This is a genomic window from Pseudomonas sp. CM25, from assembly GCF_013179705.1.
GTDB lineage: Bacteria > Pseudomonadota > Gammaproteobacteria > Pseudomonadales > Pseudomonadaceae > Aquipseudomonas.
Genome location: NZ_JABMCW010000141.1, coordinates 1 through 13,575, shown reverse-complemented (window position 1 = coordinate 13,575; position 13,575 = coordinate 1). Strand labels below are relative to the sequence as shown.

Genomic DNA, 13,575 nt, shown 5'->3' with positions numbered 1-13,575 from the left:
GCATCTGCATGCGGCCGATGCCGAAGCCGGCCCAGGTGACGTTGGCCGGCAGGTTGTCGACCATGGCTTTCATGGTGGTGGTGTCGGCCGGCGCGCCCCACGGGATGCCCAGGCACAGTTGGAACAGCGGGTCTTCGAGCAGGCCTTCTTTCATCATCTGCTTGGCGAACCACAGGTGCCCGGTGTCGAAGATCTCCAGTTCGGCCTTCACGCCCAGTTCGGTAATGCGCTTGGCGCCTGCGCGCAGTTGCGCCGGGGTGGAAACGTAGATCGAGTTGCCATCACCGAAGTTGAGAGTGCCGCAGTCGAGGGTGCAGATTTCAGGCAGCAATGCTTCAACGTGGGCCAGGCGTTCCAGCGGGCCGATCAGGTCGGTGCCGGGGCCGAATTCCATCGGCGATTCGCCTGGGCCGATTTCCAGGTCACCGCCCATGCCGGCGGTGAGGTTGACGATGATGTCGACATCGGCCTCGCGGATGCGCTCCATGACTTCGCGGTACAGCGCTACATCGCGGCTGAAACGGCCGGTTTGTGGGTCGCGGACATGGCAGTGGACCACGGTGGCGCCGGCCTTGGCGGCTTCGACGGCAGACTCGGCGATCTGTTTGGGAGTGACCGGGACCAGGTGGCTCTTTGAAGCAGTGTCGCCGGCGCCGGTGAGGGCGCAGGTGATGATGACGTCGTGGTTCATGGATCGGTTCCTTGTGTTGTCTGTGCTGGCCTTTTCGCGGGCATGCCCGCTCCCACAGGGTCAGCAGTGACCCTGAGCCTTACACCTGTAGGAGCAGCCTTGTGCTGCGAAAGGGACCTGTCAGTTGGCGGTGAGCTTGAGGTTGTCCGCAGCCGGCTTGCCGTCGAAGGTAGTCACACCTTCCAGCCAGCGGGCTTTGTCCTCGGGGTGGTCCTTGAGCCACTGGCGGGCCGATTCCAGCGCATCCTTGTGGTCGAGCAGCGGCTGCATCATGCGGCTCTCGTCCTCGGCGCTGAAGTTCAGGTTGGCCAGCAGGCGGTGGGCGTTGGGGCAGCGGTCGGCGTAGTCTGGCGCGGTCACCGTCCACACTGTGGCACGGCCTTCGTCAGGGCCCAGGGCGTCCTGGCTGTCGCCCAGGTAGGCCATGTCGATGTTCACGTTCATCGGGTGCGGGGCCCAGCCGAAGAACACCACCGCCTCCTTGCGTCGCACGGCGCGGTCGACGGCGGCAAGCATGCCCGCCTCGCTGGACTCGACCAGCTGGAACTTGCCCAGGCCGAACTGGTTCTTGGCGATCATCGCCTTGATCTGGGTGTTGGCGCCGGAACCTGGCTCGATGCCGTAGATTTTCCCGCCCAGCTCCTTTTCGAACTTGTGGATATCGGCGAAGGTCTTCAGACCCTTGTCTGCCAGATACTTCGGCACTGCCAGGGTTGCCCTCGCATCTTCCAGGCTCGGCTTGTCGAGCACCTTGACCTGCCCGGCATCGACGAACGGGGTAATGGTCTGGGTCATGATCGGGTTCCAGTAACCCAGGAACATGTCCAGGCGTTTGTCGCGGATACCGGCAAAGATGATCTGCTGCGAAGCGCTGGTCTGTTTGGTCTGGTAGCCCAGGCCGTCGAGCAGCACCTGGGCCATGGCGCTGGTGGCAATGACGTCGGTCCAGTTGACCACCCCCAGGCGCACGTTCTTGCAGGCCGCAGGCTCTGCGGCAAAAAGCGGTGAGGTGGCGATGCTGCTCAGGGCAAGGGTCAACAGGCTGCGGCGGATCAAGCTGTGCATGGTGGCTCTCCATCGGCAGTGCATATTGTTATGGGGTTCGATCTCTGTGGATCGTGTGAACACGCTACGCTGCTGGCAGGGTGAAAAATCGCACCCTGGCGACCAACACTTGCACGGAGGCGACCACCTTTGCCGTGGAGCATTCAATGCCGCAAATCATTCATTTCCTGCTGCTGCCCGGGTTCTCCGCCATGGGCTTCATCAGTGCCCTGGAACCTCTGCGCGTGGCCAACCGGTTCAAGGGGCCGTCGTACCGCTGGCAGGTGCTGAGCCTGGATGGCGGCGCGGTGCAGGCCAGCAATGGCATGTCGGTGAACGCCGACGCGGCGCTGGCCGCAGCCGATCCGGGTGGCATCCTGCTGATCGTGGCCGGCTTCGAGCCGCTGGCCTGCTATGGGCCGGCGCTGCAGCAGGCGCTACGCCGGCTGGACCATGACGGGGTGATTCTGGGTGGCATCGATACCGGCGCGGTGGTACTGGCCGAGGCCGGTCTGCTCGACGGCCACCGCGCCACCGTGCACTGGGAAGCGCTGGAGGCGTTCAAGGAAAACTACCCTGGCCTGCAGGTGACCCAGGAGTTGTTCGAAATCGACCGACGGCGCATTACCTGTGCCGGTGGCACGGCTTCGATCGACCTGATGCTCGACCTGATTGCCCAGGCCCACGGCGGCGAGCTGGCGGTGCAGGTGTCGGAGCAGTTCGTGCTCGGTCGCATCCGGCCACGTCAGGATCACCAGCGGATGCAGATTGCCTCTCGTTATGGCATCAGCAACCGCAAGCTGGTGCAGGTGATCGGTGAAATGGAAAAGCATACCGAGCCACCGCTGAGCACATTGGAGCTGGCAGCCCGCGCCAAGGTGACCCGGCGTCAATTGGAGCGCTTGTTTCGTTTGTATCTGAATGACACGCCGAGTGGGTTTTACCTTGGCTTGCGTCTGGACAAGGCGCGGCAGCTGCTGTGCCAGACGCAGATGAGCATCACACAGGTCAGCGTGGCGTGCGGTTTCGAGCTGCCGTCGTACTTCACGCGCTGCTACAAACGGCGTTTCGGCCATTGCCCGCGGGCAGAGCGACAGGCACTCAAGCCTCAGTTGGCTGATCAGATCTGATCGAGGTCTGACAGTGCCCTGAGCCGGGCCTCGATGCGTACGCGCTGTACCTCGAAGGCCTGGGGCAAGAGTCTGGCACCCAAGTGATCCAGGTGCAGGGTCAGGCGCGTTCGTGGGGTGTCTGCAGCAGTCGTACACCACAGGTGGAATACAAGCGCCACCGGGCTGTCAGGGTCATCATGGTCAAAACCGATGCGCATATGCGAGCTGGTTGATGTACTGCACAGGAGTGCAAGGTCAGGCTGCCGCAAGCCGTTGAGCACATCGCTTGCCACCCGCCTGAAGCTTTGGTTGCGGCCCTGAGGTGGTGGAATCCAGCCGGCGAAGACCTCCTCAAACACAGCATCCGTTGGGGTGCAGTTGAAGCTCTTGGTTGTTCGTTCGAACAGTTCGACACCGCAGTCTTCCAGGATTTTCAGAAAAAAGCTGAACCACTGCTGGCCGTGTTGCTGACGGTCGTGGGCCAGGTTGGCATCCATTTGTGCCAGGCGCAGGCAGTCGTGAAGGTCTTCGAGGTGTTGGGGGGCAGGTGATGCGGGCATGGTTCAGGCCATTGTGTGTATGTAAATACCCGAAGATGGCGCCGCAGGCGGCGCCAAATCTGGCTTAGATGTCCAGTGCCAGGATGTCGGCCGCTTGACTGGCCAGCTTCAACCTGACGGCTTCGCGCATGGCACCGAAGTGGCGAACACTGAACGAACCTTGTTGCGAGGCTCGGTAGACACGGGTGTTCGATTTGTCGAGGATGCGGCCGGACGAGCCTGCGGCCTTCTCGGCTTTGTCATAGCTCAACTGAACACTGGTCATGTGCATGATCGGCAGGCCCTGTGGCGTCATTTCGCAGGCCGAAATCTGCACGGTGCTGGATTTACCCGAAACGCTCACGCTGCTTTCTTCAAGCAGTTGCTGTGCCTTTGGCGTTTTCACGATCACTTCGAAAGAGCGTCTGACACAGCGGCTCAGACGATGGTTATGGCCGATCTGGACGGTGACAATTTCAGGGGCCAGGGTTGCCAGCGTGTGAGTGTCCTTGTCCAGCGCCTCTTCGACGTGAGCGGCGCCGGTCAGTGTCCAGCCGAATTTGCCCAGGCCATCGTTGTAGAAGTTGTACCATTCGCGCTGCTGGGTTTCTTTGTCGAACTTCTTGTTTGCCGACAGGTTCATCAGGCGCATGCCATCCAGCACGTCTTCGGCAACTGTGGCCGGTACATCCGGGGCGAAAATGCAGACGGTGTTGGCGACCATTACCGCGCGTTCTTCGCCTTCTTTCTTCAGCGCGGCAATGGCGCTGTCCATGTCGGTTTTGCTGATGTTGGAAGTCATGTCTTGGTTTCCTTCAGTACAGTGCGACGCCTCGGCTGAGGCGTCTGGCGTGCACTGTGTTTCGGATTGCCAAGTCAGATAAGTTGCAAGCTTTTCCTAACGGGGTAACGTGTCTATTGCTGCCCAATCGCCTGCAAATACTCCGAGCGGTCATCACTGCGCTGCGCCACGCAGGTGTCCCACGCCGCCTGGAACGCTTTGCTGCCGGGCTTCTCGGCATAGGTCTCGACCTTGCAGTCGGCATCGCGCAGCTGCGTCCACAGCTGCTCTGCCGCATCCAGACGCGCGATCAGGGCCGTGGTCTGGTCACCCTCGTCGGCGTACTGGTCGCGGATGCGCTGGATCAGGTCGTCATAGGCCGCTTTCAACTCGCGCTCGGCGGTCTGCTTGTTGAACGCAGCGCAGGCGTAGGACTGCTGGTCGGTGTCGACGTTGTCGCACGGGGTGCTTTCTTCCTCGCCGGCCTGGGCGCCCGATACGACTGTCAGCAATACCAGCCATGCCATTGATCTCATCCGCTTTCTCCTCAACAGGCTGACGAATGGCAGGGATTCTCGCTCAGCTTACGGCAAGGTGGTAGGTCCCTGACGAAATGTTCATGAAACGGCCGGATATGTCGTTATCGAGACTGTCTCTCATCGCCAGGCAGCATGCCAGAGGGCGCGATGTCGCGCATTGACGCTTTCGGCAAACCCCCTGTCGTTTTTGCATCGGGGCGCCTTTGGGCACAGGCATATGCTGGCCCCAAAGCGCCGGCAGAAGATTCGGCGCGGCCCAAATCAACAAAAGGGGACAGCCTGATGAGCCCAGCCGAACTTCACGCCGACAGCATCGTCATCGACGGCCTGATCATTGCCAAATGGAACCGTGAGCTGTTCGAGGACATGCGCAAAGGCGGGCTGACTGCGGCCAACTGCACGGTGTCGGTCTGGGAAGGTTTCAAGGCTACCGTCGACCAGATCGCCGCCAGCCAGAAGCTGATCCGCGACAACAGCGACCTGGTCATGCCGGTGCGCACCACCGCCGACATTCGCAAGGCCAAGGAGCTGGGCAAGACCGGCATCCTGTTCGGCTTCCAGAACGCCCATGCCTTCGAAGACCAGATCGCCTACGTCGACGTTTTCAAGCAGCTGGGCGTGGGCATCGTGCAGATGTGCTACAACACCCAGAATCTGGTGGGCACCGGTTGCTACGAGCGTGATGGCGGGCTGTCGGGCTTCGGCCGCGAGATCGTGGCGGAAATGAACCGTGTCGGCATCATGTGCGACCTGTCTCACGTCGGCTCGAAAACTTCCGAAGAAGTCATCCTCGAATCGAAAAAGCCGGTGTGCTACTCGCACTGCCTGCCGTCGGGCCTTAAAGAGCACCCGCGCAACAAGTCGGACGAAGAGCTCAAGTTCATCGCCGATCATGGCGGCTTCGTCGGCGTGACCATGTTCGCGCCATTCCTGGCCAAGGGCATCGATTCGACCATCGACGACTACGCCGAAGCCATCGAGTACACCATGAATATCGTCGGCGAAGACGCTATCGGTATCGGTACCGACTTTACCCAGGGCCACGGCCAGGACTTCTTCGAGTACCTGACCCACGACAAGGGCTACGCCCGCCGCCTGACCAGCTTCGGCAAGATCATCAACCCGCTGGGCATCCGCACCGTGGGCGAATTCCCCAACCTCACCGAGACCTTGCTCAAGCGCGGCCACTCCGAACGCGTGGTGCGCAAGATCATGGGCGAGAACTGGGTCAACGTCCTCAAGGACGTGTGGGGCGAGTAAGCCGCTCTCCAAGCCTGAAGCCCCTGCCAGCAACGCCGGGGCACCCAAACAAAAATTTTATGGAGTTGAGTTTCCATGGCCAAGATCGCCCCGCAATTGCCAATCGAAGTCGACAGCGAAACCGGTGTCTGGACCAGCGACGCCTTGCCGATGCTGTATGTGCCGCGCCATTTCTTCGTCAACAACCACATCGGCATCGAGGAAGTGCTGGGCGCCGACGCCTATGCCGAGATCCTCTACAAGGCCGGCTACAAGTCGGCCTGGCACTGGTGTGAAAAAGAAGCCGAGTGCCATGGCCTGGAAGGTGTGGCGGTGTTCGAGCACTACATGAAGCGCCTGAGCCAGCGTGGCTGGGGCTTGTTCGAAATCCAGGACATCGACCTGGACAAAGGCACCTGCAGCGTCAAGCTCAAGCATTCCGCGTTCGTGTACGTGTACGGCAAGGTCGGCCGCAAGGTCGACTACATGTTCACCGGCTGGTTCGCCGGCGCAATGGACCAGATTCTCGCTGCCCGCGGCAGCTCGATCCGCACCGTGGCCGAACAGGTCTACGGCGGGTCAGAAGAAGGCCACGAAGATGGCCTGTTCGTTACAAAGCCGTTGTAAGCCGGAGATAGCGTCATGGCATTCGAAGCAATGTTCCAGCCGATTCAGATCGGCAAGCTGACCATCCGCAACCGTGTGCTCAGCACCGCGCACGCCGAGGTCTACGCCACTGACGGCGGCATGACGACCGACCGCTACGTGAAGTACTACGAAGAAAAGGCCAAGGGCGGCATCGGCCTAGCGATCTGCGGCGGCTCGTCGGTGGTGGCCATCGACAGCCCGCAGGAATGGTGGGCGTCGGTCAACCTGTCGACCGACCGCATCATCCCGCACTTCCAGAACCTGGCCGACGCCATGCACAAGCATGGCGCCAAGATCATGATCCAGATTACCCACATGGGCCGTCGCTCGCGCTGGGACGGCTTCAACTGGCCGACCCTGATGTCGCCGTCGGGCATCCGTGAACCGGTCCACCGCGCCACCTGCAAGACCATCGAGGTGGAAGAGATCTGGCGGGTGATCGGCAACTACGCGCAGGCTGCGCGGCGGGCCAAGGAAGGTGGCCTGGACGGCGTGGAGCTGTCGGCCGTGCACCAGCACATGATCGACCAGTTCTGGAGCCCGCGGGTCAACAAGCGTACCGACGAATGGGGCGGCAGCTTCGAAGGCCGCATGAAGTTCGGCCTGGAAGTGCTTAAAGCCGTGCGTGCCGAGGTCGGTGACGACTTCTGCGTGGGCATGCGTATCTGTGGCGACGAGTTCCACCCCGATGGCCTCAGCCACGAGGACATGAAGCAGATCGCCGCGTACTACGACGCCACCGGTATGCTCGACTTCCTTGGTGTGGTCGGCTCGGGCTGCGACACCCACAACACCCTGGCCAACGTCATCCCCAACATGAGCTACCCGCCGGAGCCGTTCCTGCACCTGGCGGCCGGCATCAAGGAAGTGGTCAAGATCCCGGTGCTGCACGCGCAGAACATCAAGGACCCGAACCAGGCCACGCGCATCCTCGAAGGCGGCTACGTCGACATGGTCGGCATGACCCGCGCGCACATGGCTGACCCGCACTTGATCGCCAAGATCAAGATGGGCCAGATCGACCAGATCAAGCAGTGCGTCGGTGCCAACTACTGCATCGACCGTCAGTACCAGGGCCTGGATGTGCTGTGCATCCAGAACGCCGCCACCTCCCGTGAATACATGGGTGTGCCGCACATCATCGAGAAGACCACCGGCGTCAAACGCAAGGTCGTGGTGGTGGGTGCAGGCCCTGCCGGCATGGAAGCGGCCCGTGTGGCCGCCGAACGTGGCCACGACGTGACCCTGTTCGAGAAGAAAGACCAGATCGGCGGGCAGATCACCATTGCCGCCAAGGCGCCGCAGCGCGACCAGATTGCCGGCATCACCCGCTGGTACCAGCTGGAACTGGCGCGGCTGAAAGTTGACCTGCGCCTGGGTACGGCAGCCAGCGTGGACGCCATCCAGGACCTGCGCCCGGATGTCATCGTGCTGGCGGTGGGCGGCCATCCGTTCGTCGAGCAGAACGAGCACTGGGGCGCCGCCGAAGGGCTGGTGGTCAGCAGCTGGGACGTGCTCGACGGCAAGGTTGCACCGGGCAAGAACGTGCTGGTGTACGACACCATCTGCGAATTCACCGGCATGTCGGCGGCGGACTACATCGCCGACAAGGGCAGCCAGGTGGAGATCGTCACCGACGATATCAAGCCGGGCGTGGCCATGGGCGGTACCACCTTCCCCACCTACTACCGCAGCATGTACCCGAAAGAAGTGATCATGACCGGCGACATGATGCTGGAAAAGGTCTACCGCGAAGGCGACAAGCTGGTGGCGGTGCTGGAGAACGAATACACCGGCGCCAAGGAAGAACGCGTGGTCGACCAGGTAGTGGTGGAAAACGGCGTGCGTCCTGACGAAGAGCTGTATTACGCACTGAAGGAAGGTTCGCGCAACAAGGGCCAGATCGACGTGGAGGCGCTGTTTGCCATCAAGCCACAGCCGATCCTCAGCCAGCCGGGCGAAGGCTACCTGCTGTACCGCATCGGCGACTGTGTGGCCCAGCGCAACGTGCATGCGGCGATCTACGACGCCTTGCGCCTGTGCAAGGACTTCTGATCGAAACAAATCGTCGCCACCGGGCGTGGTCCCTGTGGGAGCGGGTTCACCCGCGAATGCGTCAGCGCTGACAACGCCGTTGCCTGACCGGGCGCATTCGCGGGTAAACCCGCTCCCACAGGGGCCAATCCCAGCTTCAGAGTGGTGCAAGAATCCAGCTGTTGTGGGAGCCTCCCATGTTGAACACCCTTCTACCCATCCTGCTGTTCGCTGCCCTTGGCCTGGCAGTGCTCGGCGCCCTGCGCCGGGTGCGCATGTGGCGTCGTGGCCGGGCCGCCAAGGTCGATCTGATCGGCGGCCTGCTGGCCATGCCGCGCCGTTACCTGGTGGACCTGCACCATGTGGTCGAGCGCGACAAGTACATGTCCAACACCCACGTGGCCACTGCCGGTGGCTTCGTGCTGTCGGCCGCGCTGGCGATCCTGGTGCATGGCTTCGGCCTGCAGAGCAAGGTTCTTGGCTACGCGTTACTGGTGGCCACGCTAATCATGTTCACCGGTGCCTTGTTCGTCTTCAAGCGCCGCCTCAACCCGCCCTCGCGCCTGTCCAAGGGCCCATGGATGCGCTTGCCGAAAAGCCTGCTGGCATTCGCCGTGAGCTTCTTCATTGCCACCTTGCCGGTCGCCGGCATCCTGCCCGCGAACACCGGCGGCTGGGTCATGGTCGGTATCCTTGGCCTGGGCGTGCTGTGGGGCGTATCGGAGCTGTTCTTCGGCATGACCTGGGGCGGCCCGATGAAACACGCCTTCGCCGGTGCCCTGCACCTGGCCTGGCACCGCCGCGCCGAGCGCTTCGGCGGTGGCCGTTCCACCGGCCTGAAACCGCTGGACCTGGAAGACCCGAACGCGCCGCTGGGCGTGGAAAAACCGGTGGACTTCACCTGGAACCAGCTGCTGGGCTTCGATGCCTGCGTGCAGTGCGGTAAATGTGAAGCGATGTGCCCGGCATTTGCCGCCGGCCAGCCGCTGAACCCGAAAAAACTCATCCAGGACATGGTCATCGGCCTGGCCGGTGGCACCGATGCCAAGTTCGCCGGCAGCCCGTACCCGGGCAAGCCAGTCGGCGAGCACGGCGGGCACCCGCACCAGCCGATCGTCAATGGCCTGGTCGACGCCGAAACGCTGTGGTCGTGCACCACCTGCCGTGCCTGCGTCGAGGAATGCCCGATGATGATCGAGCACGTCGATGCCATCGTCGACATGCGCCGCCACCTCACCCTGGAAAAAGGCGCGACCCCGAACAAGGGCGCCGAGGTGCTGGACAACCTGATCGCCACCGACAACCCCGGCGGCTTCGCCCCTGGCGGGCGGATGAACTGGGCCGCCGACCTCAACCTGCAACTGCTGTCCGAGGTGAACACCACCGAGGTGCTGTTCTGGGTGGGTGACGGTGCCTTCGACATGCGTAACCAGCGCACCCTGCGCTCGTTCGTCAAGGTGCTGAAGGCCTCGGGCGTGGACTTTGCCGTGCTCGGTCTGGAAGAGCGCGACAGCGGCGACGTGGCACGCCGCCTCGGCGACGAAGCGACCTTCCAGCAGCTGGCCAAGCGCAATATCCAGACCCTGGCCAAGTACAAGTTCCAGCGCATCGTCACCTGTGACCCGCACAGCTTCCACGTGCTGAAGAACGAGTACGGCGAGCTGGGCGGTGACTACCAGGTGCAGCACCACAGCACCTACATCGCCGAGCTGATCGCCGCGAAAAAACTCAACCTCGGTCAGCACAAGGGCGGCAGTGTCACCTACCACGACCCGTGCTACCTGGGTCGTTACAACGGCGAGTACGAAGCACCGCGCGAAGTCCTCAAGGCACTCGGTATCGAAGTGCGCGAAATGCAGCGCTCGGGCTTCCGTTCCCGCTGCTGCGGCGGTGGCGGCGGTGCGCCGATCACTGACATCCCCGGCAAGCAGCGGATTCCGGACATGCGCATGGACGACATCCGCGAAACCGAGGCCGAACTGGTGGCCGTGGGTTGCCCGCAGTGCACTGCGATGCTCGAAGGCGTGGTCGAACCGCGCCCACAGATCAAGGACTTGGCAGAGTTGGTGGCTGACGTGCTGATCGAAGAGGACGCGCCTGCCACCGCAAAGCCGCAAACGGCCAAACGTGAACCTGCGGAGGTGCACTGATGAGCGACATTATCCGCCGCGACCCACGCGCCGAGTGGATCGCCCGTAACCGCCTGCACCCGCTGCACGCGGCCATGCAGACACAGCAGACCAGCTGGATGGGGCCCAATGGCCTCATCCGCAAGAACCCCCATGCGATTGCCGCAGGCTTTATCGGCCCCGCGGGCATCAAGCGCATCGACCGCAGCGGCGCCCAGCAGGGCACCGGTGTGGGCGGGCGGCGTACGGCGGCGACCGAGGTCAAGCTGCCGCTGCACCAGGTGCCGGAGCCGGCGTTCTACATTGCCGTGGTGCCGGACATGGTCGGTGGCCGCCTGAGCAGCCACGACCGCGACCTGCTGGGCCTGGCTCACAGCCTGGCTGGCAGCGACGGTGCTGTGCTGGCGGTGGTGTTTGGCGAGCACAAGGAAAACAACTTTTCCACAGCCGGCGTCGACAGGCTGTTGGTCCTCGAAGGGGAGGCCTTCGAAGGTTATGTACCGGAGCAACTGGTACAGGGCCTGCGGGCTGTGGATAACCAGTTCACGCCACGCCACTGGTTGCTGCCAGACAGCCGCACCGGCGGCGGCGAACTGGGCCGGCGCCTCGGCGCAGCGCTGGGCGAGCGCCCGGCCACGCGGGTATGGCAAGTCAAGGATGGCCAGTGCGTAGGCCGCGCTGGCGCTGGCCAGCAAGACCTGCAACGCGCCGTGCCGCGTCTGATCCTGGCGGCGGCCGAGTGCGCCGAACCGGTCAGCGAAACCCGTCACGAAGCCTTGCCGGTGGAGTTGTCCACAAGCGTGGCGCGCAGCCTGTCGCGCATCGAAGACCTTGGTTCGGTGGCCGTGGACCCGGCCACCATTGCCATGGCCGAGGCCGAGTTCATCGTCTCGGGCGGCAACGGGGTCAAGGACTGGGACCTGTACCACCAGGCGACTGCGACGCTGGGCGCCACAGAAGGCGCCTCGCGGGTGGCGGTGGACGACGGCTTCATGCCGCGCAACCGCCAGGTGGGTGCGACCGGTACCTGGGTGACCGCGCGGGTCTACGTGGCTGTGGGTATCTCGGGGGCGATCCAGCACCTGCAGGGCATTGGCGCCTGCGACAAGGTGGTGGCGATCAATATGGACCCGGGCTGCGACATGATCAAACGGGCTGACCTGTCGGTGATTGGCGACAGTTCGGCGATTCTCAAGGCATTGATCGAAGCTGTGGACAACTACCGCAGTGGCGGCCAGCGCGACGCGGCATAAGGGCACGAGCATGAGTACGAAAGTGATCAGCCTGGTTTCCATCGGTGCCCACCCAAGCTCCGGTCGCGCTCGCCGCGCCGAGCAGGATGCTCGCGCCGTCGAACTGGGCTTGCAACTGGCTGGGGATAACTTGCAGGTGGTGCATGCCGGCGACCCGCAGGAAGAGGCGCTGCGTGCCTACCTGGGCATGGGGCTGGACCATCTGGATGTGCTGGAGCAGCCGGCCGGCGCCGATGTGCTGGGTGTGCTGGGCGATTACCTGCGCGATGCCGGCGCGCAACTGGTGCTGACCGGGAGCCAGGCGGAAACGGGCGAGGGGTCGGGCATGTTACCGTTCCTGCTGGCTGAAAAACTCGGTTGGCCGTTGATTGTAGGGTTGGCCGAGGTGGAGTCGATCGACAACGGCACCGCCCAGGTATTGCAGGCGCTGCCGCGTGGTCAGCGGCGTCGGTTGAAAGTGCGCCTGCCGTTGCTGGCGACTGTGGATAACGCTGCGCCGAAACCGCGTCAGAGCGCCTTCGGCCCCGCACGCCGGGGAGTGCTGGCGGCGCGCAATGTGGCCATAGTCGACGACGAGCTGTTGGCCGATGCCGAGTTGCAACCGGCCCGTCCTCGGCCCAAGCGGTTGAAGGTGATCAAGGCCAAGAGCGGTGCTGACCGGATGAAGGCGGCGACGGCCAAGGCCAGTGGCGGCGGCGGCAAGGTGCTGAAGGATGTTTCTCCACAGGAAGGCGCCGAGGCGATTCTCAAGCTGTTGGTGGAAGAGGGCGTGCTCCGCTGACACTTGTACCGGCCTCATCGCCGGCAAGCCAGCTCTCACAGGGTCACCACTGCCTTCGGGGTCAGTGCAATACCTGTGGGAGCTGGCTTGCCGGTGATTGGCCCTGACAGGCTAATGATGCCCGCTGGCCACATTGAACGCCCAGTAGCCCCAATCCCCCGCCCTCCATCGAACCACTTTACGGTTCCCTCTTGGCGCTGTGCATAAGTCACTTCTGAGTAATGCCAAAGTAGTGGTCATTACCCCATCACTTTTCTTCATTTCACGATACTGGCACAAATGTCGGGTGCGCCTCTGTTTTGCCCACCGAATCTGTTCGCCAAGGTGTGGATAAAGTGTTTGTGCTTCGCTGGAGGCCGCGTGGTTTGCGGGCTTCATTGGTTTGATCAAAAAACCATCAATCCCCCCTCGGTCAGCGGTGGTGCTTTTTCAGGTTTCCCACAATTGCTGTTGGCCAGCCTGTGGGTAACATGTTCGTGCTCGCCTGTGAGGCCCGGGGCTCATGGGCTTGAAGCTATTGAGCAAATTATGAGCATTAGCGACTGAATGCATTGGAACTGTGATGCTGTCCCTCGCTGCACTATACAAACATGTGGATAAGTTGTGGGTACAAGCCACGCCTTGATCTGCGCAGGTAGGCGATGGAAGGAAAAAATCGGGCTGGTGGGCCTATCAGTTTTACCAGTATCTGAGCCTGTCGGTCAGCGTTAATGTCGTCTTCAAAATCCTGTGTCAGAGCACTAACAGATGACGCGAGCCTCCTCACTCATTACAGATGCGCAGCG

The 13,575-nt window shown here is 62.6% G+C and carries 12 protein-coding genes; 7 read left to right on the top strand and 5 right to left on the bottom strand.

Features of this window, described 5'->3' with window-relative positions:
• Positions 1-691, bottom strand: a 691-nt coding sequence (locus tag HP546_RS15925) for a 3-keto-5-aminohexanoate cleavage protein (RefSeq protein WP_172227258.1), incomplete at its 3' end; no start/stop codon positions are given.
• Positions 692-811: 120 nt separating this feature from the next.
• Positions 812-1,756 carry a choline ABC transporter substrate-binding protein gene (choX, locus tag HP546_RS15920; protein ID WP_172227256.1) on the bottom strand — a complete coding sequence of 315 codons (945 nt, stop codon included), beginning with the start codon at positions 1,754-1,756 and terminating at the stop codon, positions 812-814.
• A gap of 146 nt (positions 1,757-1,902) precedes the next feature.
• On the opposite strand from choX, the gene HP546_RS15915 reads away from it, so the two are divergent.
• On the top strand, positions 1,903-2,865 hold the full coding sequence (locus HP546_RS15915; protein WP_172227254.1) for a GlxA family transcriptional regulator: 963 nt from the start codon (positions 1,903-1,905) through the stop codon (positions 2,863-2,865).
• Here the strand turns inward: HP546_RS15915 and HP546_RS15910 are convergent.
• The 3 genes from HP546_RS15910 to HP546_RS15900 all read right to left on the bottom strand — a co-directional run bounded on the left by HP546_RS15910 (position 2,856) and on the right by HP546_RS15900 (position 4,703).
• On the bottom strand, positions 2,856-3,344 hold the full coding sequence (locus HP546_RS15910) for a hypothetical protein (RefSeq protein ID WP_172227252.1): 489 nt from the start codon (positions 3,342-3,344) through the stop codon (positions 2,856-2,858). The two genes, HP546_RS15915 and HP546_RS15910, sit on opposite strands and share 10 nt — an antisense overlap.
• 127 nt (positions 3,345-3,471) lie before the next feature.
• Entirely contained in the window at positions 3,472-4,188 is a 717-nt protein-coding gene (locus HP546_RS15905) for a hypothetical protein (RefSeq protein ID WP_256676230.1), read from the bottom strand.
• 113 nt (positions 4,189-4,301) lie between these two features.
• On the bottom strand, positions 4,302-4,703 hold the full coding sequence (locus tag HP546_RS15900) for a lysozyme inhibitor LprI family protein (RefSeq protein WP_172227250.1): 402 nt from the start codon (positions 4,701-4,703) through the stop codon (positions 4,302-4,304).
• 285 nt (positions 4,704-4,988) lie between these two features.
• Between HP546_RS15900 and HP546_RS15895 the strand changes: the two genes are divergently transcribed.
• From HP546_RS15895 to HP546_RS15870, 6 genes are all read left to right on the top strand, one after another.
• Positions 4,989-5,966: a dipeptidase gene (locus HP546_RS15895; RefSeq protein ID WP_172227248.1), complete on the top strand. Its 978-nt coding sequence runs from the start codon at positions 4,989-4,991 to the stop codon at positions 5,964-5,966.
• 75 nt (positions 5,967-6,041) lie between these two features.
• Positions 6,042-6,572: a DUF5943 domain-containing protein gene (locus HP546_RS15890; protein WP_016497619.1), complete on the top strand. Its 531-nt coding sequence runs from the start codon at positions 6,042-6,044 to the stop codon at positions 6,570-6,572.
• A gap of 15 nt (positions 6,573-6,587) precedes the next feature.
• Positions 6,588-8,648: a dimethylglycine demethylation protein DgcA gene (gene dgcA, locus HP546_RS15885; RefSeq protein ID WP_172227247.1), complete on the top strand. Its 2,061-nt coding sequence runs from the start codon at positions 6,588-6,590 to the stop codon at positions 8,646-8,648.
• A 176-nt stretch (positions 8,649-8,824) separates the two neighbouring features.
• Entirely contained in the window at positions 8,825-10,777 is a 1,953-nt protein-coding gene (dgcB, locus tag HP546_RS15880) for a dimethylglycine demethylation protein DgcB (RefSeq protein ID WP_172227245.1), read from the top strand.
• Complete coding sequence (locus HP546_RS15875) at positions 10,777-12,009, top strand: electron transfer flavoprotein subunit alpha/FixB family protein (RefSeq protein WP_172227243.1); 1,233 nt, start codon at positions 10,777-10,779, stop codon at positions 12,007-12,009. Before dgcB ends, HP546_RS15875 begins: the two co-directional genes overlap by 1 nt.
• Before the next feature lie 10 nt (positions 12,010-12,019).
• The gene (locus HP546_RS15870) at positions 12,020-12,790 is read left to right on the top strand and encodes an electron transfer flavoprotein subunit beta (protein WP_172227241.1); all 771 of its coding nucleotides are present in this window, start codon (positions 12,020-12,022) and stop codon (positions 12,788-12,790) included.
• Positions 12,791-13,575 lie beyond the last annotated feature (785 nt).

Coding starts and splice junctions, on each gene's coding strand:
- choX (WP_172227256.1), bottom strand. CDS start 1,756: ATGCACAGCTTGATCCGCCGCAGCCTGTTGACCCTTGCCCTGAGCAGC.
- HP546_RS15915 (WP_172227254.1), top strand. CDS start 1,903: ATGCCGCAAATCATTCATTTCCTGCTGCTGCCCGGGTTCTCCGCCATG.
- HP546_RS15910 (WP_172227252.1), bottom strand. CDS start 3,344: ATGGATGCCAACCTGGCCCACGACCGTCAGCAACACGGCCAGCAGTGG.
- HP546_RS15905 (WP_256676230.1), bottom strand. CDS start 4,188: ATGACTTCCAACATCAGCAAAACCGACATGGACAGCGCCATTGCCGCG.
- HP546_RS15900 (WP_172227250.1), bottom strand. CDS start 4,703: ATGAGATCAATGGCATGGCTGGTATTGCTGACAGTCGTATCGGGCGCC.
- HP546_RS15895 (WP_172227248.1), top strand. CDS start 4,989: ATGAGCCCAGCCGAACTTCACGCCGACAGCATCGTCATCGACGGCCTG.
- HP546_RS15890 (WP_016497619.1), top strand. CDS start 6,042: ATGGCCAAGATCGCCCCGCAATTGCCAATCGAAGTCGACAGCGAAACC.
- dgcA (WP_172227247.1), top strand. CDS start 6,588: ATGGCATTCGAAGCAATGTTCCAGCCGATTCAGATCGGCAAGCTGACC.
- dgcB (WP_172227245.1), top strand. CDS start 8,825: ATGTTGAACACCCTTCTACCCATCCTGCTGTTCGCTGCCCTTGGCCTG.
- HP546_RS15875 (WP_172227243.1), top strand. CDS start 10,777: ATGAGCGACATTATCCGCCGCGACCCACGCGCCGAGTGGATCGCCCGT.
- HP546_RS15870 (WP_172227241.1), top strand. CDS start 12,020: ATGAGTACGAAAGTGATCAGCCTGGTTTCCATCGGTGCCCACCCAAGC.